Origin of the sequence: Salipaludibacillus sp. HK11 (assembly GCF_047795645.1) — a bacterium.
Classification (GTDB): Bacteria; Bacillota; Bacilli; order Bacillales; family Salisediminibacteriaceae; genus Salipaludibacillus.
Window position 1 is genome coordinate 1788138 of record NZ_CP181045.1, and the last position, 23100, is coordinate 1811237.

General features: G+C 36.2%; 27 protein-coding genes. 5 read left to right on the forward strand and 22 right to left on the reverse strand.

Features of this window, described 5'->3' with window-relative positions; genetic code table 11:
• Nucleotides 1-3 precede the first annotated feature (3 nt).
• The 7 genes from ACM26V_RS08805 to ACM26V_RS08835 form a co-directional block, all read right to left on the reverse strand.
• On the reverse strand, nt 4-2184 hold the full coding sequence (locus ACM26V_RS08805) for a penicillin-binding protein (RefSeq protein ID WP_416151047.1): 2181 nt from the start codon (nt 2182-2184) through the stop codon (nt 4-6).
• 39 nt (nt 2185-2223) lie between these two features.
• Nucleotides 2224-2595: a cell division protein FtsL gene (gene ftsL, locus ACM26V_RS08810; protein ID WP_416151048.1), complete on the reverse strand. Its 372-nt coding sequence runs from the start codon at nt 2593-2595 to the stop codon at nt 2224-2226.
• A 2-nt stretch (nt 2596-2597) separates the two neighbouring features.
• The gene (gene rsmH / locus ACM26V_RS08815) at nt 2598-3542 is read right to left on the reverse strand and encodes a 16S rRNA (cytosine(1402)-N(4))-methyltransferase RsmH (RefSeq protein WP_416151049.1); all 945 of its coding nucleotides are present in this window, start codon (nt 3540-3542) and stop codon (nt 2598-2600) included.
• Nucleotides 3543-3663: 121 nt separating this feature from the next.
• A complete protein-coding gene (mraZ, locus tag ACM26V_RS08820) occupies nt 3664-4095 on the reverse strand; it encodes a division/cell wall cluster transcriptional repressor MraZ (RefSeq protein WP_416151050.1) in 432 nt (143 codons plus the stop codon).
• Nucleotides 4096-4394: 299 nt separating this feature from the next.
• Nucleotides 4395-6026 carry a bacillithiol biosynthesis cysteine-adding enzyme BshC gene (gene bshC / locus ACM26V_RS08825; protein ID WP_416151051.1) on the reverse strand — a complete coding sequence of 544 codons (1632 nt, stop codon included), beginning with the start codon at nt 6024-6026 and terminating at the stop codon, nt 4395-4397.
• A gap of 282 nt (nt 6027-6308) precedes the next feature.
• Nucleotides 6309-6686, reverse strand: a complete 378-nt coding sequence (locus tag ACM26V_RS08830; protein ID WP_416151052.1) for a DUF3397 domain-containing protein — start codon at nt 6684-6686, stop codon at nt 6309-6311.
• On the reverse strand, nt 6679-7575 hold the full coding sequence (locus ACM26V_RS08835; RefSeq protein WP_416151053.1) for a 2-dehydropantoate 2-reductase: 897 nt from the start codon (nt 7573-7575) through the stop codon (nt 6679-6681). The genes ACM26V_RS08830 and ACM26V_RS08835 overlap by 8 nt, the downstream gene beginning before the upstream one ends.
• A 289-nt stretch (nt 7576-7864) precedes the next feature.
• On the opposite strand from ACM26V_RS08835, the gene ACM26V_RS08840 reads away from it, so the two are divergent.
• Nucleotides 7865-8341, forward strand: a complete 477-nt coding sequence (locus ACM26V_RS08840) for an N-acetyltransferase (RefSeq protein WP_416151054.1) — start codon at nt 7865-7867, stop codon at nt 8339-8341.
• Between the two features lie 132 nt (nt 8342-8473).
• On the opposite strand, the gene ACM26V_RS08845 is transcribed toward ACM26V_RS08840, so the two are convergent.
• The 3 genes from ACM26V_RS08845 to ACM26V_RS08855 form a co-directional block, all read right to left on the reverse strand.
• Nucleotides 8474-9019: an RsfA family transcriptional regulator gene (locus ACM26V_RS08845; protein ID WP_416151055.1), complete on the reverse strand. Its 546-nt coding sequence runs from the start codon at nt 9017-9019 to the stop codon at nt 8474-8476.
• 299 nt (nt 9020-9318) lie between these two features.
• Complete coding sequence (rpmF, locus tag ACM26V_RS08850; RefSeq protein ID WP_416151056.1) at nt 9319-9495, reverse strand: 50S ribosomal protein L32; 177 nt, start codon at nt 9493-9495, stop codon at nt 9319-9321.
• Nucleotides 9496-9548: 53 nt separating this feature from the next.
• Nucleotides 9549-10058: a YceD family protein gene (locus ACM26V_RS08855; RefSeq protein WP_416151057.1), complete on the reverse strand. Its 510-nt coding sequence runs from the start codon at nt 10056-10058 to the stop codon at nt 9549-9551.
• 252 nt (nt 10059-10310) lie between these two features.
• On the opposite strand from ACM26V_RS08855, the gene ACM26V_RS08860 reads away from it, so the two are divergent.
• A complete protein-coding gene (locus ACM26V_RS08860; RefSeq protein WP_416151833.1) occupies nt 10311-11546 on the forward strand; it encodes a nucleotidyltransferase in 1236 nt (411 codons plus the stop codon).
• Nucleotides 11547-11629: 83 nt separating this feature from the next.
• Here the strand turns inward: ACM26V_RS08860 and ACM26V_RS08865 are convergent, their stop codons facing one another.
• The gene (locus ACM26V_RS08865; RefSeq protein WP_416151058.1) at nt 11630-12676 is read right to left on the reverse strand and encodes a SepM family pheromone-processing serine protease; all 1047 of its coding nucleotides are present in this window, start codon (nt 12674-12676) and stop codon (nt 11630-11632) included.
• A 242-nt stretch (nt 12677-12918) separates the two neighbouring features.
• On the opposite strand from ACM26V_RS08865, the gene ylbJ reads away from it, so the two are divergent.
• Entirely contained in the window at nt 12919-14130 is a 1212-nt protein-coding gene (gene ylbJ, locus ACM26V_RS08870; RefSeq protein ID WP_416151059.1) for a sporulation integral membrane protein YlbJ, read from the forward strand.
• 46 nt (nt 14131-14176) lie between these two features.
• On the opposite strand, the gene coaD is transcribed toward ylbJ, so the two are convergent.
• From coaD to ACM26V_RS08910, 8 genes are all read right to left on the reverse strand, one after another.
• Nucleotides 14177-14659 (reverse strand): pantetheine-phosphate adenylyltransferase, encoded by a 483-nt coding sequence (gene coaD, locus ACM26V_RS08875; protein WP_416151060.1) that lies wholly within the window; start codon nt 14657-14659, stop codon nt 14177-14179.
• A complete protein-coding gene (gene rsmD / locus ACM26V_RS08880; RefSeq protein WP_416151834.1) occupies nt 14659-15222 on the reverse strand; it encodes a 16S rRNA (guanine(966)-N(2))-methyltransferase RsmD in 564 nt (187 codons plus the stop codon). The genes coaD and rsmD overlap by 1 nt, the downstream gene beginning before the upstream one ends.
• Nucleotides 15223-15844: 622 nt before the next feature.
• Nucleotides 15845-16123, reverse strand: coding sequence for a YlbG family protein (locus tag ACM26V_RS08885; protein WP_416151061.1), 279 nt, complete (start codon nt 16121-16123; stop codon nt 15845-15847).
• A gap of 39 nt (nt 16124-16162) precedes the next feature.
• Nucleotides 16163-16606, reverse strand: coding sequence for a YlbF family regulator (locus tag ACM26V_RS08890; protein WP_416151062.1), 444 nt, complete (start codon nt 16604-16606; stop codon nt 16163-16165).
• A gap of 97 nt (nt 16607-16703) precedes the next feature.
• The gene (locus tag ACM26V_RS08895; RefSeq protein ID WP_416151063.1) at nt 16704-16940 is read right to left on the reverse strand and encodes a YlbE-like family protein; all 237 of its coding nucleotides are present in this window, start codon (nt 16938-16940) and stop codon (nt 16704-16706) included.
• 33 nt (nt 16941-16973) lie between these two features.
• Nucleotides 16974-17396, reverse strand: coding sequence for a YlbD family protein (locus ACM26V_RS08900; protein WP_416151064.1), 423 nt, complete (start codon nt 17394-17396; stop codon nt 16974-16976).
• Between the two features lie 70 nt (nt 17397-17466).
• The gene (locus tag ACM26V_RS08905; RefSeq protein ID WP_416151065.1) at nt 17467-18549 is read right to left on the reverse strand and encodes a CAP domain-containing protein; all 1083 of its coding nucleotides are present in this window, start codon (nt 18547-18549) and stop codon (nt 17467-17469) included.
• Nucleotides 18550-18940: 391 nt separating this feature from the next.
• Nucleotides 18941-19369, reverse strand: a complete 429-nt coding sequence (locus tag ACM26V_RS08910; protein ID WP_416151066.1) for a CBS domain-containing protein — start codon at nt 19367-19369, stop codon at nt 18941-18943.
• Nucleotides 19370-19525: 156 nt separating this feature from the next.
• On the opposite strand from ACM26V_RS08910, the gene ACM26V_RS08915 reads away from it, so the two are divergent.
• The gene (locus ACM26V_RS08915; RefSeq protein WP_416151067.1) at nt 19526-19879 is read left to right on the forward strand and encodes a YugN family protein; all 354 of its coding nucleotides are present in this window, start codon (nt 19526-19528) and stop codon (nt 19877-19879) included.
• A gap of 287 nt (nt 19880-20166) precedes the next feature.
• Nucleotides 20167-21225, forward strand: coding sequence for a sporulation integral membrane protein YtvI (ytvI, locus tag ACM26V_RS08920; RefSeq protein WP_416151068.1), 1059 nt, complete (start codon nt 20167-20169; stop codon nt 21223-21225).
• Nucleotides 21226-21428: 203 nt separating this feature from the next.
• Here the strand turns inward: ytvI and ACM26V_RS08925 are convergent, their stop codons facing one another.
• From ACM26V_RS08925 to ACM26V_RS08935, 3 genes are all read right to left on the reverse strand, one after another.
• The gene (locus tag ACM26V_RS08925; protein WP_416151069.1) at nt 21429-21890 is read right to left on the reverse strand and encodes a DUF420 domain-containing protein; all 462 of its coding nucleotides are present in this window, start codon (nt 21888-21890) and stop codon (nt 21429-21431) included.
• Nucleotides 21891-22125: 235 nt separating this feature from the next.
• Nucleotides 22126-22473 carry a cytochrome C oxidase subunit IV family protein gene (locus ACM26V_RS08930; RefSeq protein ID WP_416151070.1) on the reverse strand — a complete coding sequence of 116 codons (348 nt, stop codon included), beginning with the start codon at nt 22471-22473 and terminating at the stop codon, nt 22126-22128.
• A gap of 4 nt (nt 22474-22477) precedes the next feature.
• Nucleotides 22478-23098: a cytochrome (ubi)quinol oxidase subunit III gene (locus tag ACM26V_RS08935; protein ID WP_416151071.1), complete on the reverse strand. Its 621-nt coding sequence runs from the start codon at nt 23096-23098 to the stop codon at nt 22478-22480.
• Between the last annotated feature and the right edge of the window lie 2 nt (nt 23099-23100).

A 23100-nucleotide genomic window follows, 5' to 3' on the forward strand; every position in this document is an offset into this window, starting at 1 on the left:
CAATTACTCTTCACCATCTATCTCCGAATTATCAGCAGAGTCAACTGGATCATCGCCATCAACGTTCGTCTCTTCATCCATAGTCAGTTCAATGATGATTCGATCCAGATTATTCATATCAGTTCCAGCACTAGGTTTTTGTTCACTTACAAAACCTACACCATTTACATCGATAGGAATTCCTGTCACTTCACCTAACAAATAAATATCCCTTGAAGACCAATTAGTAATATTTGGCACAAGTGGTTGCTCATCATCTGTCAATAAGATAAACTTCTCCCCACTCATTAGTTGGTCTCCTTCAGGGTGCGATTGTCGAACAACCTTTTCTCCATCACCGATAACAATCACAGATAAATCGTAGTTTGTTAGATCTTCGACAACCTGTTCTGTTTTCTTCCCCTGATAATCTTCCAATTCAATACTTTCTTGGACAGAAGAAACTTCATCCTCATCAGAAGGTGCTATGTTCAAATACTGAAGACTTTGTTCCATTACTTGCCGAAAAATCATGGAAACTGGCTCAGAGCCAACCTGGTGTGGTTCTAATTCCGGTCTATCTACCGCGACATAAACTATCACTTCAGGTTCCTTTGTAGGTGCCATCCCAATAAAAGAGTAAATATTTTCACCTCTTAAATAGCTACCTGATCCATCAGGAATTTGTGCTGTTCCTGTTTTTCCAGCTACATCAAAACCTTCAATTGCAAATGAACGACCAGTTCCCACTTCCGAAGTTATCACAGTCTCCATCAGTTCACGTACTTGCACTGCTGTAACTTCCGATATTGGTTCACCTTTTATTGTCCGTTCACCTTGGTATTCGACGTTTCCAGTATCAAAATCAACAATTCGATCAATAATAAAAGGTTCGACCATTTCTCCATTATTCGCTATCGCGGTCGCTGCCTGTACTTGTTGAATCGGAGTAATAGCAGAACCTTGCCCAAATGACGTTGTCGCTGCGTCAATTCTGTAGTTATCAGCGATAAGTCCGGTTGCTTCATTAGGGAGATCAATGCCGGTAGGATCACGAAAACCAAAAGCATTAATATAATTAAATACTTTTTCAGATCCAAGATCCTCAATCGCAATTTTTGAAAAAGCAACGTTTGATGATCTTTGAAACCCTTCATCAAAAGTTATCTCTCCCCATCCTCTACGATTGTTATGGTCACCTACCGTTTTATCAAGAACTTCGTATGTCCCAGATTGATACGTATTCTCGCCTTGATAAACACCTTCTTCAATTGCTGCTGCAAGCGTAAATATTTTCATTGTTGAACCCGGTTCAAATCTAGAAGAAATACTATAATTAGTATAATTTTCAATAGATTCATATTGATTTGGGTTAAAACTCGGTCGATTACTCATCCCAAGAATTTCACCCGTTTTTGCATTAGCAACAATCGCCATCATTCGTTCAGGGTTATATTCTTCGTCAACTTGGCTCATCGTTTGTTCGATCGCCATTTGAATACGAGAATCAATAGTCAAGAATACATCATTCCCATTTTCTGGTTCTTCAATGAATTCCTCTGCATTGACTAATCGACGGCTTCGACCATCCTTTTTATACGTAATTTCTCCGTTTGTTTGCTGCAAATACTCATCTAAACTACTTTCAAGACCCATCCTTGCTGTAGACATATCCCGCTCTGTGTATCCAATAATATGAGAAGCAAAAGTTTGTTTCGGATAATAGCGCTTTGGATCCTCTCGGAACAAGATCCCATCAAGCTCAAGATCAGCTACTTGTTGCCTTTTTTCAAAACTCATATTTTTCGCTTGTGGACCTAATTCCACTTGAACAGCATCTCTCGACAATTGATTTTCGAGTATGTCTGCATCAACTTCTAATACATCGCTTAATTTTTCTGCTGTTTCCTGAACATCTGATACATACTCTTCAAAACGATCATCTAAAATAGCGATGATTGTGTACGATGGAATTTCTTCCGCTAACACATCTCCGTTGCGGTCATAAATCGTCCCTCGTCGTCCATCTATCGTTCTCGATTCTGACCACCGTTTCTCCAATAATTCTTCTAAATCTGTTCCTTGAACCTCTTTCGCCGCTTGTATGTAAACGAATCTCGAAAAAAGTACGACAATAACAATTGTTAAAATAAACAAAAAGAAAAGTGCTCTTCTTGTTATAAGTTTATTTTTTACTTCCGCCATGAACTGTAACTCCCTTCAGACCCATTCAAAAAGGAGGGCTTATTCATTTCCGTGAATCACTTTGACACTCTTATCATTTAATTCCATTCCTAGATCATTTTGGGCAATATCCAAAATTCTGTCCGGGTCGGATAATTCTTTCACTTGTAATGTTAACCCACCATTGATTTCTTGTTGTTCGGAAATGTTTGTCTCCGTCTGTTGGATTTCATGATTTAAAGTATACATTGTTGCGTAGTTAGAGAGAATCAAATAGAACACAAATACCATAGCAATGATCGCCATGGAATAAATCATTTTTTCACCTTTTGTAACCCCACCTTTAAAAACTCGCTCTTTCACAGATTTCGTTTCACGTTCAGGCTGAGGTACAGTATTTTGTTGGATCCTCTTCTCCACAAGCGGGCTCATTTTCATTCCTCCTTATCATTTTTTTCTGCGATTCTTAGCTTTGCCGAGTGCGCACGGTTATTGAAAGCCAGTTCCTCTTCATTAGCAAGGATTGGTTTGCGTGAAACCAACATTAATTCTGGCATAAATTCCTTTGGTACAACGGGTAAACCCTTAGGTAACTCTGGATAACTGCTTTTCTTTTTAAAAACTTGCTTACAAATCCGATCTTCCAACGAGTGAAACGTAATAACTGCAATTCGCCCTCCAGGTTTCGTAAAATCAATCGCATCTGCGATCGCATTCTCGAAAACATTCAGTTCATCGTTTACCGCAATACGAATTGCTTGAAATGTACGCTTTGCCGGATGTCCACCCTTCCTCCTAGCTGGAGCTGGAATAGCGTCTTTTATAATATCTACGAGTTGGAATGTCGTTTCAATTACTGTTGTTTCTCGATATTTTTCAATTTTTCGTGCGATATGCTTCGCAAATTTCTCTTCCCCATATTTCGATATAATTCCCATCAATTCATGGAAACTCCAATGGTTCAACACTTCAAAAGCAGTGAGTTCTTGGGTTTGATCCATCCTCATATCTAGAGGAGCATCATACCGATAACTAAATCCTCTTTCTGGTTCATCAAACTGAGGAGAAGAAACGCCTAAGTCAAAAACAAAGCCATCAACAGCTTTAATTTCTCTAGCTTCTAACTCTTCCTTTAAATGAAGAAAATTGTTATGTACAAATTGAATGTTACTCGGATAAGGTTCAAGCCTTTTCTTTGCAAACGATAATGCTTTTTCATCTTGGTCAAAAGCAATTAACGTTCCATTTGCTGATAGTTCTTGTAAGATGCGTTCACTGTGGCCGCCACCCCCAAGGGTACAGTCAACGTATGTTCCATCAGGCTTTATATTAAGTCCCTGAACAGTTTCTTCTTTTAAAACCGTCTCATGTTCAAACAAATCATTATCCTCCTCCCTATTAAAGCGTTTCTACTTATATTAAATATTTTGAGTGAAACTACATTGTTAACTGTTTCATTATATTTTGGTCAAATCTACAATTACTAGTCGTATGTTCCATTTAAAGATCAAAATCAACAATTCCTTCAGCAATTTCTGCAAATGACTCTTCCGACTCAGCAAAATACTCTTCCCAAATCGCTTTACTCCATATTTCAACACGATTGGAAACACCAATAATGACACATTCTTTCTCTAAATTTGCATATGAGCGAAGAGTGGAAGCAATATTTACTCTACCCTGTTTATCCAATTCACATTCTGCTGCTCCTGAAAAGAAAAATCTTGTAAAAGCTCGAGCATCTTTTTTAGTGAAGGGTAGAGTTTTTAATTTGTCTTCAAGTTGTTTCCATTCGTTTTCAGGATATACAAATAAACATTTATCCATTCCACGTGTTACTACGAAGCTGGAACCTAATTCTTCACGGAATTTGACTGGGACGATCATTCGTCCTTTGTCATCAATATTGTGATGGTGTTCTCCCATGAACATAGATTCCAACTCCTCTCCACTTTATAACACTAACTTACCACATCTCCCCACTTTTAACCACTTAGAATTAAAAAAACAAAAAAATTCTTTTCCACAATCATTTAATTACCAGAATTCTTGTATTTACTTTACGAATTAATTAATTCTAATTTCGTTTTATTTTATACACATGTGCATAAGAAAAATTTGGCTTGTCGCCAAGTCCTTCATGGCGAAAGCCTTAGTTTATCTAATAATTTAATCCTTTAGCGAGGTTAAACATTCTTAAAATACAAAAAAACCACTGCAAAATGCAGTGGTTATAAAAAAATATAAACATGGCTACCAGCTACGCTTTTTATAGGTGCCTCAGTTAATGCCTTTAAAGTTCTTTCGACTAAGTCATCACCGTACTGATTAAGAAATGGATAAATATTTAAATACCTTTCTTGCCAATGACCGTGTGGTTTTATTTCTATTTCAATTTTATCTAACCTGCGAAGATGTGTTTCATTCTTCAAGAGAAGAAAATTTTGAACAGACTTTTGATACAATTTAAATCGATCATCAAATTGGGATTTGTACTTATCATTTATAGGTATGATCCCTTTACCGAGTGGAGTTAATTTTTCTGTGAATTTTTCCACTACATTTTTCAAATCACTCTCTGCCTCTTGTAAGATCTTTTTTTCATCAAGTTCTTTCCCTTCTTCTATCAATCTTTCTTGAACCTCTTTTACACCAGATAAAGTAATAGCTTCCGGTTTTAAATGATATCTAAATAAATTTTGTTCTGTTTTCCTAGATACATATGTGAGATGAAGTCGTGGACGAATTACCGGCATAAATTTGCCAAACGTGTGGAACGCTTTTTTCAAGGCAGCCCAATATTTCAATTCTCCTGGCCCCGCAATAAATGTGTGAACTGGTAAAAGAAAGTCTTGCATAATTGGTCGTGTCACAACATTATTACTTAATCTTAAGGTACCATTCTCTAGTTGATTCAATAATTCAGCTTCTGTCCAATTACGTTCACCTTGTTTTTCTCTAAAACCAATTTCCGTTTTCTCTAGTAAAAATCGCTGATTCCCTTCATGGAAAAAAAGATGCGCATTATTTTTATCCAAGGCAATCGGCTCACCTAAACCGCCGTCTTTAATCAGATTACCTTGATCAATAAACGATGTTCGCAATGTGTCATTCTTTTCAACCATTTGTTTAAAATAGTTCCGTTCAATCTGTCGAATATTTGGATCCGCCGCATCCATCAAAACAAGATCCGTGTTGCAAAATAATCGGTGTAAAATTTTTCCACACCATTCCGTGTAAGTCATCTCTTCAGATAAGTCATTTATTAAATCATCGTAGAGCTTTCGCGTATGAGAGGTCTCGTGTAAAAATCTAAAAGCTTCTTCTATTTCTCTTTTTGCTTCCGCATTAATAAACCGCTCAGACATGGAGCTTTTTATGTCATTTTTTTCTGGAATTCGTATCTTTTTCGAATTTTCGCCATCATAAAAATATGTATGATTCACTTCATCGATATCGTGATCTTCGCCCGCAATCCAAAAGATAGGGATAACTGGAACTGACAGTTGCTCTTCTAAATTTTTAGCTTCTAGAAGAATCGATATAATTTTATTGACAGTATATAGAGGTCCGGTAAGCAATCCAGCCTGTTGGCCACCAACAACTACGACACTTTCAAGATCTTTGAGTCTTTCGATTTGTTTCATCGCTCGCTCAGAAGGATGATATGTTTGATTGTACTTTCTCAGTGCTATTACTAATTTTTCACGCTCGTAAGTTTGCGACATCAGCTCATTATAACGAGATTTGCTGTCAATTCCGGATAAATTATAATCGAAAAAAGAATGAATATGTGAATCTTGATGAATATATTTATCAATAAATGAACCGGTCTCAACCGTATTTTCAACCTTCACCTGCATAGCATGTCAACCTTCCTTTTATATCAACTCTAGAAACAAACGATAGCCATTCCCTCCTACGTACTTGTAGAAGTTCCATCATAATAAATAACAGAGTTTTTAGTACAGTTTATTAGAACAACTTGGCTTGTCGCCAAGTTGTTCATGGCGAAAGCCTTAGTTTATCTTATACTTTAATTCTTTAGCAAAGTTAAACATTCTTAAAGTAAAAACAAATAATTTCTGTTTTATTATAACAGAATCTTTTTTATCCACCAATAAAGTTGACTTTCATTTTTATTATTAATAAATCCGGTAGAACAATCCGTATAGAACTAAAACGATATAAAGCAAGAAAAACACAACAAACTGTAATCTCCAGACTCCTCGGAACACTTTCTTTATATCAATATCTTCATATTTCTTCCAATGAAAAACTGTAAAAAAAGTAGCTGTTAATAAAACAAAAAAAATGGAGTGCCACCCTACCTGTAAACCCCAAATTTCTGAGAAAAGAAAATATACCGACACGATAAAAAATATCGTCGTACTATCAACGGCTATCTTAAAAGAGTATTGTTTCTTTTTTGTTGTTTTGACTAAAAGAATGTAAATTGTATATAGAGCTATTAACGGCACAGTTACGAACGTTGCGATAACGATAGCTGCGAATTCACTCATTCTCATCTTTCCTTTCTAATTTTTTTAATTCTTTATGTATTTCTTGAATTTTTTTACAGGAGCGTCCAATGTTACTCGCTAGTTCAAGCATATAACCTGTAATTGCATCAACTTCTGTTTTTCTGTTTGCCATACGATCGACAAGCATGGAAGAGTGGTTATCAGCAGTTAGTCGAATGACATCTACCACTTCCTCCCACGTTTCCTTTGGAAAACCTAAAGTATTTCGCGCTTCATCAAAAATGTCATAAGCTTCTACTTTCAATTTTCGATCCGTTAACAACATACCATTTTTCACTTCGTGTATTGCAGTTAGCGGGTTCACCACCACATTAACTAATAATTTTTTTCTCATCACCATGTCTATATTTTCTGACCAATGAATTGGAAAATTTCCATCTCTTGACATCAAAGTTGATAAAACAAATCGTTGCTCACCATCTCCACCAATAAGAATCTTTCCTACTCCTGTATGCTTCACTTCATTCAAGGAAATTCGAATTGCTCCGTGTGTGGTCACTCCAGAGAACAAACAGTTATCAAAAATCGCTCTTGCTCTGTCAATGTGCCCCATCCCATTTTGAAGAAATAAAAGTGGAACTTCACGATTAATCGTTTGTTTAGCCCAACTAAGAAAAACAGAAAGCTGTGTCTGTTTTACCGTAACAATAATCAAATCTTCCTTGTTACATTCAAATGAATCATAGCAAGTAGCAACAACGTTGTTAGAAATTATCCCATCTTCGTTTTCGCACAAAATTCCATTAGTTGAAATGAATTCCGCTTGCTCGCTCGTTCTAGTAATTAGTTGAACATTATGATCACTTTTGAGTAAATAATTGGCGGTCAATAATCCAATTGCTCCACCACCTACAATTACTATATTCATTTGTTCCCCCTCTTTCTCAGTACCCAAAATCCTTAGTGAATGGAGCTATTTTATTGCTCCGAATAAGTAGGTAATTGTCTTCTCAAAAGCCGAGGTCGCTGATTCAGAAGACCGTTTACTGTCTATCATTTTACATATCTTAATTGTATTCTAACAAAAATAGTAAGAAGACGTTTTCATTTTTGGTTTTTTTCTATTATACTATGAATAGAGCATTAGTTTCTTTGCTATATCTCTATTATGTTAAATTTATATAAATTCACTTTTCGGCTCAGGAGGCGATGATAAAATGAATAACCATGAAGTAGTAAGACTAAAAGTTAACTTCAAAACACTAGAGGAATTTGAGAACTTTAGAGAATACGGTCAACAAGAGCTATCTATGAAAGAAGATTTGGAAGAAAACATTGTTGAAAACGACAGTGAATCACCATTTTACGGTGTTTATTTTGGAAAAAAACTCGCTGCTAGAATGAGTTTGTACAGAATTGACAAGAAATTCGACCGTTACTTCGATCCTCCACAAGATTATTATGAACTTTGGAAATTAGAGGTACTCCCTGGATATCAAGGAAAAGGGATTGGCAAAGAACTCGTCGACTTTGCAAAGACACTTGGACTTCCTGTTAAAACAAATGCTAGGCAACGATCGGACGATTTTTGGCTCAAACAACGCTTTGAACCATTAACCTATTTAGAAGAAAGAGACAAAAGTGAAAATCCTTATGTATGGTTCCCTAAAGGGGTCTCTGAACAAAAGGATTAGTTCGATAAACAAGCACTTCTTAAAACAAAATAGCAAAAGACTAAAACCCGTCACTTCTTCGATTACTTACTAGAAGTGGCGGGTTTTAAATTGACTTCATTTTTTTTAAGTGATTCACGTATAAGAAGATCACTACCTCAGTTTTTCTTTATTCGTTGCACGTTGTAGAGCTTTAATCATTACGTGATACTCTTCTCTTACGTCTTCATATGCTTCGCTCACTTGTGATAGTTCCTCTTTTAGGCGTTTGTTCTCATCTTGAATTTCAACCAAAGAATGAACTAAACTTTCATCAACGTCAATTACTTTTTCTTTTTTTCTTTGTAAAAACGAAATCATTTGGTCGAACCACATAATTTCTTCTTCCGTTGTATAATCAGATTCATCTTGTTGCCCAATGTTTTCACCACTAGAATTTATCACAACTTGATCATGATTTTGACTAACTAATTGTTTCTTTGCTTCTTTACGCGTTTTTTTTGCCATTTGAATCGCAGATTGATATTTTTTTCGAACAGATGAGTTCCACCTAAACCCACACGCCGCTGAAGTGCGCGATAACCTTTCGGCAACTTCATCAAAGGCAGCTAATTGCGTACCACCTTCACGAATATGCCTTAACACTGTTTCAGCCAACAATAAATCTTCGTCCTGATTCCATGCATCCTGCCTGATCAATGCAATGACTTCCCCCTCTCCGACTTTCCACGATCGTCTCTTTCAATTTCTCCTTGTATATGTATGCAACTAATAGAGGAGATAGACGTAGAAAAGAGTAGATCAACAAGATTTATGCGGGAAAAACAGAAGGGTATAACAGCGACTCGACATGCATTATTGCAGATTAGAAAAACTTGTCTTGTCGCCAAGTCCTTCATGGCAAACGCCTTAGTTTATCTTATACTTTAACCCTTTAGCGAAGTTAAACATTCTTAAAATACAAAAAAAGCAGGAAGGTAATCCCCCCTGCTTCATTATTAATTACTTGCTACTACGTCGCGTCCTTTATAAGATCCACACGCTTTACACACTCGGTGTGAAAGCTTCATTTCACTACATTCTGGACATTCAACCATACCTGGTACACGCAATTTAATGTGTGCACGACGTTGATTCTTTTTTGTTTTACTCGTTTTTCTCTTTGGTACTGCCATGAATCGCACCTCCTTGATATCATTCAAACATTCAGATTCTACATTATAGAATCCTATTTTTTGTCAAAAAACTTTTCCAGCTCTTTCAATCGAGGATCAACTTTTCGTTCCTGGTTCTCATCCATCTCGGATAATTCCCAACCATCACCAGACTTAGGTGCTGGTCCCTCTTTCAAATCACTGAACACTCGCATTGGCTTTTCAAGCAATATGCGTTCTTGTAAATAAGGCATTAGATCAACCGTGTTATCCACTAATTCATGAACGTCTTCATGTTTATTGAAGGTGGCCCATTCATCTAGTTGAAAAATCTCAGTGCAATGAATAGAAAAAGGAAACTCCACATCATTTAACGTTCTAGCACAAGGCAACGTCATGGAACCACTTATTTCAACTTGAAAAGTAACAGCATCTTTATCGAAATGAGCGTCACCTTTCACATGTACTGGAGTAATTTCACGAATTTCACGGTCTACTTCTTTCACTTTACTCATATCGACCGATTCGTCAATCTGCAAGCCCTTTTTTTTGAAGGAAAGCAACTGTTGTACCGACCATTTCATATCTTTTCACCTCAAGACAACAAATGTTATTATATCTTTCAAAAAAACGTTTGTCAAGATAATCTCTTTACATTTCAAACAAAGAACATACCTTTTCCACATAAGGCTTTCTCTATACTAAATCAAGTTGATTTAAAACGTCCTTTCTTAGTTTACACTAACACAAATTAATAAGGGAAGCGAAAGATGAAAATTAGTGAGAATTATGGTATTTTTGCTAATATGGTTCTAAATAGAAAGTAGGTGTTTAAGATGAAAGTCCTTGGGTTAATTGTCGAGTATAATCCTTTTCATCATGGCCACTTATATCATTTACAACAATCGGTAAAAAAATCCCAAGCTGATGTTGTGATTGCTGTAATGAGCGGATCTTTTTTACAAAGAGGAGAACCCGCGCTCGTAGATAAATGGTCGAGAACTCGAATGGCACTTCAAGGTGGGGTAGACTTAGTTGTCGAACTACCTTATATTTATTCTACACAAAAAGCAGAAATCTTTGCGGAAGGAGCTATCGCTTTGTTAGATTCCCTCTCCGTGACTGATATTTGTTTTGGAAGTGAAGAGGGACAAATAGAGCCATTTATAGAAACAGTTCATTGGTTGAATAAAAATCAAAAATTAATAAATATCAATCTAAAAAAAGAATTAGCCAAAGGTAAAAGTTATCCAAGAGCTTTTTCAGATGTTTACCGTTCGCTTCGAGCAACCAATGATGTCTTGGATTTGACTCAACCAAACAACATTTTAGGTTTTCACTATGTTCAATCAGTCATGGAGAGAAATTCATCCATTCACGTTCATACGATAAAAAGAACTGGTGCCCATTTCCACGATCAAGAAATGACAGGTAAAAAAATAGCCAGTGCAACTGCGATAAGAAAGCACTTGAATACGAAAGAAGGCCAAAAGTCAGACATTCAATCTTATGTCCCGGAATTCACTCATGCTGAACTGTCTCACTATTATTCAACTAAAGGCTCCTTCCACAGTTGGGAAGATTACTTCTTTTATTTACAACATAAAATTATTTCCGAAAGTAGCGAGGAAATGAAGCAGCTCTATGAATGTGAAGAGGGACTTGAATACCGCATTAAGAGAGAAATTATTCAGGCAAGCTCGTTTGAAGAGTTTATCCAAAAATTGAAAACGAAACGTTATACCCGAACTAGGTTGCAACGATTACTCGTTCACCTTTACTTAAATACGACCAAGTCCTTTATGAACAATGCCCTTAAAGAAATTACGCCTCCTTATATTCGAGTTCTAGGCATGTCCCAAAAAGGTCAGAAGCACCTTTCTACAATAAAAGATGATCGATCCGTGCCAATTATTACAAGGGCAAGCGAATCAGATCATCCTGTACTAGAAAAAGATATCGTTGCAAGTCGTCTACACAGTATCATCCATCATGCTTCAGGAAGCTCGTTTATGGATGAATACCGAGCCATCCCCATCCAATACGATAAAAACACCAAAGAGTTTCTTTAAAAGCGATTCTAAGCAAACTAAGAGTCCTTATTCGCTATATGCCAATAAGGACTCATTTATTCCTATGCGATAGTTTCAATTATTCATGGTTCTAGTGAATCTAAATAATTTATTGCATCTACAAACGTATCGATAGGGACTATTTCCATGTCTGTTCCGAGTGATTCAGCTGTAGAAAGTGCATCTTGATAATTGGAACCTTCTACTCCCTCTTCATTAGGTGCAAAAAAGATCTCTGCTCCTGCTTCTTCAGAAGCATATATTTTTTGATTCACACCACCTATGCGTCCTACGTTTCCATCTTGATCTATCGAACCTGTCCCTGCAATGTTGTACCCTTTCGTAATATCTTCTTCTGTGAGTTGATTATAAATTTCTAACGAGAACATCAACCCCGCCGAAGGCCCACCTATTTCTGCTGTATTAATTTGAACGTCTGGTTCGAATATCAATTCCCTATCTGCCACTGGATTAGCAATCCCAACTCCACCACGGTCACCTTCAGGATCTATTTCTTCAGGGAACGGCATGATCATAATCGTCGCTTGTTCTCTTTCTCCGTCTCTTTCATAAGTAATTTCCACCTTATCGTTGATGTCATACTCTCCTAGTATGGTTAAAAGAGGATCCACTTCTAAAACTTCTGTTCCGTCTATTTCAACAATTCTGTCACCTATCTCTAATTTCCCTTCTGCATCCATATCAGGAATAATTGATGTAACTAATACCCCATAATTTTCGAAATAAGCTTCTTTACCTGCATAGTCGTACGCTACGATTACAGCAAGCTCTTGAGAACTTGTCATCATCATCATTTGACGATGATTGTACTGTTCGTCCGTTTCCCCCTCAGGGCGTATTTGATCTTCGGCAATCAACTCTCTTTGATCACTAAGCATCGACCATAGATAATTAACCGTATTCGCTTTTCCCATCCTAATCGTCGTTAGCATCAATGACCCTTCGTAGTCATACCTATCTTCCACTTCAATCACGTCACTAAGTACTTTGGCATCTCCAGGTACAGTGAAATAGTATGGTAACTCTATAAAGTTAATCGCAATCAAAACAGAAAATAAAATGACCCATTTCCATATTGATTTCGTTGAAGCATTTGGTGTTTCCCTCATATTCCGACACCTTCCAATCTTCAAATAATAGTGCCACCATCACAATTGTGACTTTTAAATTAAATTATTGAATAAACAGGTCTAAAATTTACAGTTTTCGTATAGTTATTTATGGACAAGTATTGAAAATTTAGCCTCAAATCATAGCGACATGTTCCAGATGTAACTAAGAAAGTCTATTGTCAGATCAGTCCGACAAATGGGTCTAGCGATGCGCTAAATTATTTAAAAGGAGCCGTCATATGTCTCGTATTGACCTATTTAAAACGATCGTATATGCTCTTATAGCCACCTTGTTAGCTTTATGTTTCATGATCTTTCCTAAAGAAGCTTATGATGCTTCTGTTCGTGGCATGACAGTTTGGTGGGAAGTTGTTTTCCCATCTTTGTTGCCATTTTTTATTTTATCAGATTTCCTGATCCGCTTCGGCGTTGTTTCATTTATCGGCACATTATTTGAACCATTTATGAGACCTTTGTTTCGTGTTCCTGGTTCGGGTGGGTTCGTTTGGGCAATGGGCCTTGCCTCAGGATTTCCATCAGGTGCTAAGTTTACTAGCCGCCTCTGGGAGGAAGGACACTTAACTACAATCGAAGGAGAACGACTCGTCTCATTCAGTAATGCGTCAAATCCATTATTTATTTTTGGTGCCATTTCCGTCGGTTTCTTTCAAAATGCAGCGCTTGGAATCGTACTGGCTGCTTCCCATTATTGTGGGAACTTATTTGTTGGTCTTATCATGCGTTTCCATGGCTCAAAACAAGAAAAAACCTCCTCAAAAAAAATGAAAGCTCTGTCGATGAGTAAAGCGATTAAAAAAATGCATCAAGAAAGAATGAATCAACATGAACCGTTTGGAAAAATAATGGGGGACGCTGTTCATTCTTCTATTCAAACTCTGCTTATGATAGGCGGTTTTATGATTTTTTTCGCAGTACTAAGTCAAATTTTAGAAGTTATCAATTTCTCAATGCTCTTTCGTTTTATTATTTCTATTATACTCAATTGGATGGATATGCCCAAAGAATTCAGCTCTGGAATTTTTGCTGGATTATTTGAAATCACGATTGGTAGCCAACGAATTAGCGAAGTAAATCAAGCTTCTTTGCTACAGCAAGCGATTATCACAAGTTTCATATTAGCATTTAATGGTTTCAGTGTGCAGGCGCAAGTAGCAAGTATTCTTGCGAAAACAGAGATAAGGTTCTTACCATTTTTTATTGCAAGGTGTCTTCACGGCATCATTTCTGCAATACTCACATTTCTACTTTTCAAACCATTATATTTGGACCGGATTGACGATCAGACGTTACCTACCAGTAACCCACCTATAACAGATCCAACGATACAAACACTTTTTTTGTCTATGTATGACTGGTTCACCGTGTACGGAAGTTTCATAACTGTTATTGGTCTCACAACTTGGATGTATTTATCTATAAAAAGAAGCTAAGAGTATCTAGAATGCTTTCATAAAAAACAACTAGACTCACGGCAAGCTACTTTGCAAACTTACTTATTAGCGCTTTCTCCACAATATCAGGCACTAAATCATCTATTGGAGCGCCATATTTAGCGACTTCCTTTACGATGCTTGAACTTAAGTATGAATAGTTATGGTTCGTCATCATAAAAAACGTTTCGATACTATCATCTAGCTTTCGATTTATGGCAGCCATTTGGAGTTCGTACTCAAAATCTGATACAGCTCGTAAACCTTTAATAATTGTATTAGCTTTTTTTTCCTTAACATAATCAATTAATAGCCCATTAAAACTATCCACTTCAACATTCCCTAAAGTATTTGTTGCTTCAGCAATTAATGCTATCCGTTCTTCAACTGAAAATAACGGCTGTTTTTTTTGGTTATTAAGAACCGATACGATAACATGGTCAAAAATGTTCGCACCACGAGTTATGATATCAATATGCCCAAGTGTTACAGGATCAAAGCTTCCCGGTATTACAGCTATGCTCGTCATTATAATTCCTCCTCATCATTTTTTGAAAATATCGTTACTGTCGTATCTCCATAAGTTTCTTGTCGGATGATTTCAAAATTTAAATCTGCTTTTAAAATTACTTTAGACGAGTGCTCAGCAACAATATAGCCACCTTTATTTATGATGTTATTTTCAGAAATAAACATTAATTCAAGATTTATTTGTTGCTTTGCATAGGGAGGATCCAAAAACACAAAATCAAATGTTTGTCCCTTTTTCTTGATGACTTTTAACGCACGCTGAGCATCCGTTCTAAATACCTCCGCATTTGCCCCAAGGTTTGCTTTATGCAAGTTTGCATAAATCGTCTCCACAGCTTTTTTTTCGCGATCAACAAAGGTTGCCTTCGTCATACCACGACTAATTGCCTCGATACCCATCGCCCCGCTTCCAGCATATAAATCCAACATGCTCCCCCCATGGAAATAAGGACCAATCATGTTGAAAATGGATTCCTTTACTTTATCTGACGTTGGACGGGTTGTCTTACCTGGAACACTTTTTAAGGGAAACCCCTTTTTTTCACCACTAATTATTCTCATCATTTTTCACCTTTTTTACTTTTTCTATTTATCCATACATCCTATCATAATCCAATAAGCACTAGAATGAAATCGTAGAGTATTCTATTTATAATATGCTCTTTCTTAATAAAAGAAAAACTAGTTGTTTAAACTCCTTCAAAATATTTACCCAAAAGTATATTTACCTAAATTTTGTTCATAATAACAGTAGCAGCATGAATGAACATGTTGCGGACAACCGCGGAGAAGGCTTACGTTTCCCCATAAGTTCTTCCTCCGGTTTCTCCTCTCCCATTGCTTTAGCAGAGAGTCGAAAACGAATACTAAAGTCACTCTGCATTAGAGCAACCTGTAGTGAAAACTACAGGTTTTCTTTTATTTAGGTAAATTTTTTCATACAGATTTTTGTTGCCTTATAAAATACTTTGCAAATAACTAGCCTCCCACACTATATACCGGTGTTCTGGTTGCGATAAGAGCATATTTTTCGGTTTCAGAAATATTCATTGAAATTCGGACTGTTAGACGATGGGCATTGGAAAAATGTTCCGAATCAGTGCCGCATTCAGACTGAAAAACGATTGGCATTCTTCCTCAAGTATATAACGAAGAAAAAAACCTTCAGAATTAAGTCTGAAAGTTAAATCCCCATCTTATAATCTTCTTTTTTGACTTTTGGCGGAACAGAATTTTGATATTCCGTCTTAATCCACGGTCTCATAGACATCGAGACTTTCTTAATAAAATGGAAAGACTGTAATTTATTTATAGTTTCATCTACACGATCTTCGTCACAATATAAAATAACGTACTTCATTTTTTTCGAAACATAATGTATGTTTCCAAATCGTTTTAATTGTTTCACCTGCTTCAGAGATTGTACCCATATAGCTAAACTGACACGATTGCTTGTGACCATAGAACTGTCTCCTTTTCAATGAGCTTGTTCACATTTAAATTAACCACAACCACAACTTCCACCAGATCCACAACCTCCACCACAGCTAGATGATTGATCGAAGAATGCGTTCCCAGTAGGGACTTTAATTTGCGTAGAAACCGCGTGTGCAATAATCTGGCTCACTTCATTTAACATATTTTCAAGCTCTTTTTCACTTTCTTTGTACTCTGCTATTAATGGATAAGTATCCAACTTACGCTTGTACTCACGAACCTCAGAAGTTATTTGCTTAAAATCAGGATGATATTTACCAAACCTCTGAACCTCTTCATATTTTTCCTTTAAGCCGTCAAAATGCTTGAGCATTTTTTGTGCCTCAGCATTACGCTGCACTTGCTTTTTTATTGCTATATAATTATTAAAAACATCCGAAGATAAAATGATTTCACTAAAATCATGAGATTCTTGGAGTATATTGACATCTGTCATTGTTGTCACCATTTTTTTAACACCTCCATTTATATTATAACATGAATATTCGTTTCAGCGAAACTACCGTAACATCTTAGATCGACCCAGGACAAAAACAGGTGTGAGTTCAATTCTCATTCACCTGTCGCATCATTTCTACCATCATCATTGCAGTATTCATATTCCTATGAATTTGATCAACTCTCTGAGACAGCGTTCTACCGAAATAGAACTTTGACTCCCGAACCATTTCAGCTACCTTTTCTGGGTCTCTTCCCAACTTCCGATACCATAATGGGTGCATTCTCAAGTATTGGTGAAGCTCTCGATTCGCTCGAACCGACTCATAGACTTCCCTTCTCATCGCTGTCCCTCCTCCTTGCGATCAAGTTCTTCATTAATCTTCCCGGAAAGAGAAGGGCGAGGATTGTGTTTGTTCTTGGCTTGGTGGGGTTTCTGGTGTTTGTTCCTGTTTAAATTGACCAAATAACTCTTGAATGGACCCGACTACTGTACTAAATTGAGCAAGGTGATGCTGCACATCATTTAAATTCATTTTCTTCAACATATTAAGTAATTCTACTTCTGTTTTTGAACCAGTCTCAGAATCGTTCTTATCGTCCTCATCGTCGATTTCCATTTCTTCATCATCTTCAGTCAAATAGGAATCCCATATGTCATCATCTTCTCCAAATAACATCCATTCTTCGAACAAATCTTGAAGGGTCTTTTCTTTAGAATTGACGTCTCGCAATATATGAGGATTTTCCTTAACAAACTTCTTAAATTTTCTCACATCTGGATGTAAGGATTCGCCCACTTTTTCCACCTCTCTCATTCAATTCATATACTATATCATTATGAAAAAAATAAGCAGACGTGAGCCTAATTTACCGAGGATAAATAAAGTTTTGCGTGTAGTAATCCTCGTACACGCCAACTCCTAAATGTGTAAACTCATCACTTAAAAGGTTCACACGATGTCCTTCACTGTTAAGCCATCCCTCTACTGCCGCAATCCCATCTACATATTGGGCAGCAATATTTTCTGCTGCTCGCATGTATTTGACTTGCCCCACATTTAGACGATCGGATAACTCCCCTTTCCTCTCAGAAGTGTGAGAGAAATATTCAAATTCATACATTTCTTTGCTGTGTAAAAAAGCCACCTCAGCTACTTGATCAGCCCATTCGAGTTGATTTAAATCGTGTTTTTTTCTAATTTTATTACTCAAATCAAATATCTGTGCCGCTTGCCCCTCTTGCCAATTAACTTGCTCTTCTGCCGTTAACGATTCTTTTTCAGGAAGGTTCCCATTATAAGTAAGCGAATAAGGTCTATGGATAAGTAAAATATCTTCATCAACATAGCGAACAGATGATAATTCATCGGTAACTGTATCAAAATACAACTGAGCCCAAATGTTATCTTGAACATGTACAAGCGGTCTTTCTTTTAAATCGTCTTCTTTTAATTCAAATGTATACGATGAAATTGATTTTGATATTGTTTGTTCGTTATTAAAAGCGTAAATCAATGCTATTGAATCATATCCATCGCCTATTTGAATATCTTCTAAAGGTACACTAACACTATTTGTGAAAGCCCCTTCTATTCGATCATCTTTAACTGCAAACTGGATATAATTTTCGTTAGACTGATAAATATACCAGCTGTATCCATATGGTGTAATATCTATCCGGTCAGGTTCTCCATAACTAATAAAGAGTTCATCTAAATGTCGATAAATCCATTGGTGAAGTTTGCGATCTTCATCTTCTCCTATCTCTTCATGAATTTGTTGAGAATTTTCATTTTCTGTCTCAACAATCTCATCATTTTGTATGTCAACATCGAAACTAAATCCCTCTATTTGTTCCATTATATTTAAATCATCTAAGAGTTTTGAACCTATTACTGCCATACCGACAATCACCATCAAACCGATAATAAACACAATGAATGATTTCAATCTATCACCTCTTTATAAGACCTAACTTTACTTTATTCAGCGCAATTCCAATTTAATCCTACCATATCTTAAAGGCATAAACGACTTAGAAGCCTTCCGTTAAATTAATCCAATTCTAAATTATAAAACTTAGCTTGTCGCCTAGTCCTTCATGGCGAAAGCCTTAATTTATCTTATACTTTAACCCTTCAGCGAAGTTAAACATTCTTAAAGTAAAAAAAAGAAAGCACTCAAGAATTTTTCTTGAATTACTTTCTTTTTATTTGTTACTTTTAGAAAAACTTAGCTTGTCGCCTAGTCCTTCATGGCGAAAGCCTTAGTTTATCTTATACTTTAATCCTTCAGCAAAATTAAACATTCTTAAAGTATAACAAAAAATGAATTATCCTTATTAATGATGATACTGTGGTTGCTCAGATATTTCAGATAATGCAATGGCTGCCTCATGTTCTGTAGATGTGTGAATGGCTAAGTCACCCAATGCTACAATGCCAATTAACTCATCACCATTCACTACAGGTAATCGTCTAATTTGTTTCTCTGCCATCAATTTAGCTGCTTCATTTACATCCATGTCTTGTGGCGCTGTAAACAGATGATCACTCATCACTTCTTGTAAAGGCGAAGAATTTGGGCGTTTATCGGCAACTCCCCTCACAACAATATCCCGATCAGTAACCATTCCTAATAATTTCGTTCCTTCACAAATTGGAATCGCACCAACATGGTCATTCTTCATTTTTAACGCTGCCTCATATATATTATCCATCGGCGAACAAACATCAACACTTCCAGTCATAATATCTTTCAACGTTGTCATTTTTATTTCCTCCTCTTTTATAGTTTCAAGTTTTATCCTCTCCGCTTTAAGCAAAATTATTTTTCCATGTTTTAACGCTGTTTCATTGCAACGGAGCAGAATTCGTAATACTATAAAGAAGAGTGAATAAAGATCGATTTTCAAGGAGGAAGTAAAATGAAATTTGAAGAAACTGGACTCGAAGGTATCGTAATTGAATATCAAGCTTTAGAAGAAATCATGCAAGCAGCAGGATTTGCTGATCAATATGATTATGAACGGATAACATTTGATTACAAAATTATTGATCAAGTTTTCGATCATGTCTATTATTTCCGTGTACCTGCTCATGTAGTAGAAGGAGAAATACCTTCTCCACATAGTACAGTAAGAATGATGGTTCCATACTTGGGTAAACACTATTATCCACATGGAGTAGAGTATGACGAAGAATTCCCTAAACAAATTGTAGACAAATGCAAGAAAAAAATTGAATCCGTATTAGAAAAAATTAGAAACGAAGCAATTTAACATTTTTAAAAGAACATTTGATACATAACATCTTATCTCGAAGTAAAATCCTAACATTATTTGTTTCTCTCTAAATGATCGATTCTGCTTTGGTGTGTCTTGCCTTTAGTAACGACATCTCATTTAAACAGATGATCCAGTGTATTTTCATCTTAAGTAAATAGATTGTTTAAATAACGATACAATCTATACCTCTTTCGATAAAGATGTTGGGACCCTTTATACCTAACATCTTCTTCGAAAGTTATTTCTACTTACTTATAACGAAACGAGAAGGGGGCATTCCGTTGACACCTCAGACGAAAAAAAAGTATATCTACACAGCTATTGGGATTTTAATTACAGCCCTATTCCTGTATTTCGTTTTCCCTGTATCTTTACCACTAATTTTAGCATTAATTACGGCCCTAATTTTAGCACCCATCGTCAAGGTGTTGGTAGAAAAAACGAAACTTTCACGAAGTATCGCTGTATTTATTGTGTTTATCACCTTTTTACTAGTCATTGCTATCTTCGGGTATTTCACTTTCACTAGAGCATTTACACAGTTAAATCAATTTGTCGAAAACCTCCCGATGATTATAAATGAAATTAACATTGCATGGATGTCTCTATTGGATAACTTACGTTTTCAATTGGATCAATATTCTTCTGACATTGTCACTGAAATTGACAGTGCTGTTACTAACCAACTCCTAAATATTAGAGATCAATTAGCTGGAATAGATATCGTTGGGATGGCTACTAACCTTTTGATTAAGATCCCTTCATATATTGTCTCGTTTCTAGTTTATCTTATTGCTTTGTACTTATTTTTATTTGACTTACCTAGACTAAAAACAAAATTATTTTCTTACATGTCAGAAGAAACTGCAAAGAAATTCAGTTTTATGACAAAAAGATTATCTTACGTTATCTTTGGATTTTTCAAAGCTCAGTTCTTAGTAAGTATCATTATTTTCATCGTTACTTTTATCGGACTCTTATTTATAGCTCCAGAAGTTGCATTAATTATGTCCATTGTCATATGGCTGATTGATTTTATTCCGATCATCGGATCAATTGCCGTTCTAGCACCATGGGCTGGGTATTACTTAATCGCTGGCAGCACAGCAACTGGAATACAAATGTTTGTATTAGCCGCAGTACTGTTAACAATTCGTAGAACAGTCGAGCCAAAAGTAATGGGACACCACATTGGTTTATCACCATTAGCGACCCTCGTCTCTTTGTATATCGGTTTAATGTTGTTAGGTGCCGTAGGTTTTATCATTGGTCCGCTTGTAGTTATACTGTTTACAAGTGCTCGAGAAGCTGGAATCATAAAAATGAATATAAAAATATAGGTGGTTTTCATCACAAATCATTAAAGAGAGTCTAAGCAAGCTAGAAGCGTTTGCTTAGACTCTCTTTATTCATTCTAGGGTTTGAGTTAACCAAAAAGGGATTCCCTTTATATCAGCTAAATGAAAGAGCCATCCCCACTCTGATAGCCTCAGTATCGTACTCGCAATAAGTTATTCAGTAGCCCTACATTTTATACATCATTTTAAACAACACCCATAATAGCTCGGAATATATTTGTCGTCTCCCCCGGTGAATAAATGACATACAATAAAAAATAAACAACAATACCCGTAGTAGAAGCAATAAACCATATGATTGACGTGATTGGACCTAATTTTCGATGAAGTTTTAAATTATTCTTATAACCGGATGTTAGTTGAATAATCCCTAAAATAGCAGCAATTGTCGCCATCGTAATGTGAAATATCAAAAAGATCCTATAATATGTTTCTACGGATTCAGGTCCACCAAAAGCTGTACTTCCAATAAAAAATGTTTTCGACAAGTATGTTGCAAAAAATACACTAGCAAATACCGCCGCCCAAAACATAGCTTTTTTATGAGCTTCAATCTTTCTCTTACTAACAAAATACCACCCTACCGCTACGAATAATGCACTTAAAGCAATAAAAATAGTGCTTAACAATGGCAACAGTGTAGCCATATTTCCCCCTCACTCTCTATTCATTCATCGTTATATTATTTATATGATTTGTTTTAGCGATGATAAATGCCCCGAATTAGTCCCACAATCATTTAATAATATTTTACCATATTTATTATTAAAAGAACCAATTCCACCATTCACTTTTCTTAAACAACTCTATCTAAGAAACAGCTTTTATTTCAGAAAAAGCACCTCCATAAAATTATGGAAGTGCTTAACTCAAACTAATTCATTAGTATTTAACAACACCAATGAGAAGCATCAAGGAAGCAACAGTTAAAGCTGCTACAAACAATCCTGACCAAATCATTGCATTGACCCATCCCGTACCTTTTTCATTCATGTGCATGAAAAAATACAATTGAAAGATGACTTGAATACTAGCTAAAATCAATATAAATGGAATCGCAAAACCACTTGGAACTGCATCACTAGCAATAGCTAAAAATGCCATTGAAGTAATGAATATCATCAGAACAAACGAAACAAGTTGCGTACGCATCTCTTTTTTTAGCTTACGTTTCGTTCGAACAGACGGTTCACCTTGAAGAGGAGCACTAGGATCTACATGTGAACTCATATGATCAACCTCCTATTCCTAGTAGATAGACAATAGTGAAGATAAACACCCAAACAACATCAATAAAGTGCCAATACAATACTGCCGTGTAAAACTTAGGCGCATTTGTTAATGTCAAACCAGATTTACGATAACGAATTAACAAGATAGTGATCCAAGTAACACCGAAAGCTACGTGAGCTCCGTGTGTTCCTACTAACGTATAGAATGCAGAGCCAAAAGCACTCGTTGAAAAACCTAAGCCTTTGTCTACATAGTCATAGAATTCATAGATCTCAAACCCAAGAAACGCTACCCCTAAAGCAACCGTTACCCACATCCACGTCAGTAATCCTTTGTAATTCCCTCGTTTCATGTTGATAACAGCAAAAACACTCGTCAAACTACTAGTTAATAAAATCATTGTCATGATAAACACAAGGTTTAAGTGAAATAAATCGCTTGGACCCGGTCCATCAAGAACGCCATTTCGAAGTCCTAAATACGTTCCAAATAAACTTCCGAATAAAACCGTTTCTCCACCAAGGAAAAACCAAAAACCTAAATATTTATTTCGCCCTTCTAACGTCGCCTTCTCCGGATTCGGAGGAAGGGTTTGTTGTTCAACCGCTTGATTATCAGCCATGT

Excerpts from the sequence above, each read along its gene's own strand:
- rpmF (WP_416151056.1), bottom strand. The coding sequence starts at position 9,495 with ATGGCAGTACCAAAGAGAAAAACGAGTAAAACAAAAAAGAATCAACGT.
- ACM26V_RS08830 (WP_416151052.1), bottom strand. The coding sequence starts at position 6,686 with ATGAGTGAATTCGCAGCTATCGTTATCGCAACGTTCGTAACTGTGCCG.
- ACM26V_RS08935 (WP_416151071.1), bottom strand. The coding sequence starts at position 23,098 with ATGGCTGATAATCAAGCGGTTGAACAACAAACCCTTCCTCCGAATCCG.
- ACM26V_RS08895 (WP_416151063.1), bottom strand. The coding sequence starts at position 16,940 with ATGAGAAGGGAAGTCTATGAGTCGGTTCGAGCGAATCGAGAGCTTCAC.
- coaD (WP_416151060.1), bottom strand. The coding sequence starts at position 14,659 with ATGACGAGCATAGCTGTAATACCGGGAAGCTTTGATCCTGTAACACTT.
- ftsL (WP_416151048.1), bottom strand. The coding sequence starts at position 2,595 with ATGAGCCCGCTTGTGGAGAAGAGGATCCAACAAAATACTGTACCTCAG.
- ACM26V_RS08910 (WP_416151066.1), bottom strand. The coding sequence starts at position 19,369 with ATGACAACGTTGAAAGATATTATGACTGGAAGTGTTGATGTTTGTTCG.
- ylbJ (WP_416151059.1), top strand. The coding sequence starts at position 12,919 with ATGTCTCGTATTGACCTATTTAAAACGATCGTATATGCTCTTATAGCC.
- ACM26V_RS08805 (WP_416151047.1), bottom strand. The coding sequence starts at position 2,184 with ATGGCGGAAGTAAAAAATAAACTTATAACAAGAAGAGCACTTTTCTTT.
- ACM26V_RS08840 (WP_416151054.1), top strand. The coding sequence starts at position 7,865 with ATGAATAACCATGAAGTAGTAAGACTAAAAGTTAACTTCAAAACACTA.
- ACM26V_RS08860 (WP_416151833.1), top strand. The coding sequence starts at position 10,311 with ATGAAAGTCCTTGGGTTAATTGTCGAGTATAATCCTTTTCATCATGGC.
- ACM26V_RS08855 (WP_416151057.1), bottom strand. The coding sequence starts at position 10,058 with ATGAAATGGTCGGTACAACAGTTGCTTTCCTTCAAAAAAAAGGGCTTG.
- ACM26V_RS08915 (WP_416151067.1), top strand. The coding sequence starts at position 19,526 with ATGAAATTTGAAGAAACTGGACTCGAAGGTATCGTAATTGAATATCAA.
- ACM26V_RS08885 (WP_416151061.1), bottom strand. The coding sequence starts at position 16,123 with ATGGTCACAAGCAATCGTGTCAGTTTAGCTATATGGGTACAATCTCTG.
- ACM26V_RS08930 (WP_416151070.1), bottom strand. The coding sequence starts at position 22,473 with ATGAGTTCACATGTAGATCCTAGTGCTCCTCTTCAAGGTGAACCGTCT.
- ACM26V_RS08890 (WP_416151062.1), bottom strand. The coding sequence starts at position 16,606 with ATGGTGACAACAATGACAGATGTCAATATACTCCAAGAATCTCATGAT.
- bshC (WP_416151051.1), bottom strand. The coding sequence starts at position 6,026 with ATGCAGGTGAAGGTTGAAAATACGGTTGAGACCGGTTCATTTATTGAT.
- mraZ (WP_416151050.1), bottom strand. The coding sequence starts at position 4,095 with ATGTTCATGGGAGAACACCATCACAATATTGATGACAAAGGACGAATG.
- ACM26V_RS08925 (WP_416151069.1), bottom strand. The coding sequence starts at position 21,890 with ATGGCTACACTGTTGCCATTGTTAAGCACTATTTTTATTGCTTTAAGT.
- ACM26V_RS08835 (WP_416151053.1), bottom strand. The coding sequence starts at position 7,575 with ATGAATATAGTAATTGTAGGTGGTGGAGCAATTGGATTATTGACCGCC.
- ACM26V_RS08865 (WP_416151058.1), bottom strand. The coding sequence starts at position 12,676 with ATGAGGGAAACACCAAATGCTTCAACGAAATCAATATGGAAATGGGTC.
- rsmD (WP_416151834.1), bottom strand. The coding sequence starts at position 15,222 with ATGAGAATAATTAGTGGTGAAAAAAAGGGGTTTCCCTTAAAAAGTGTT.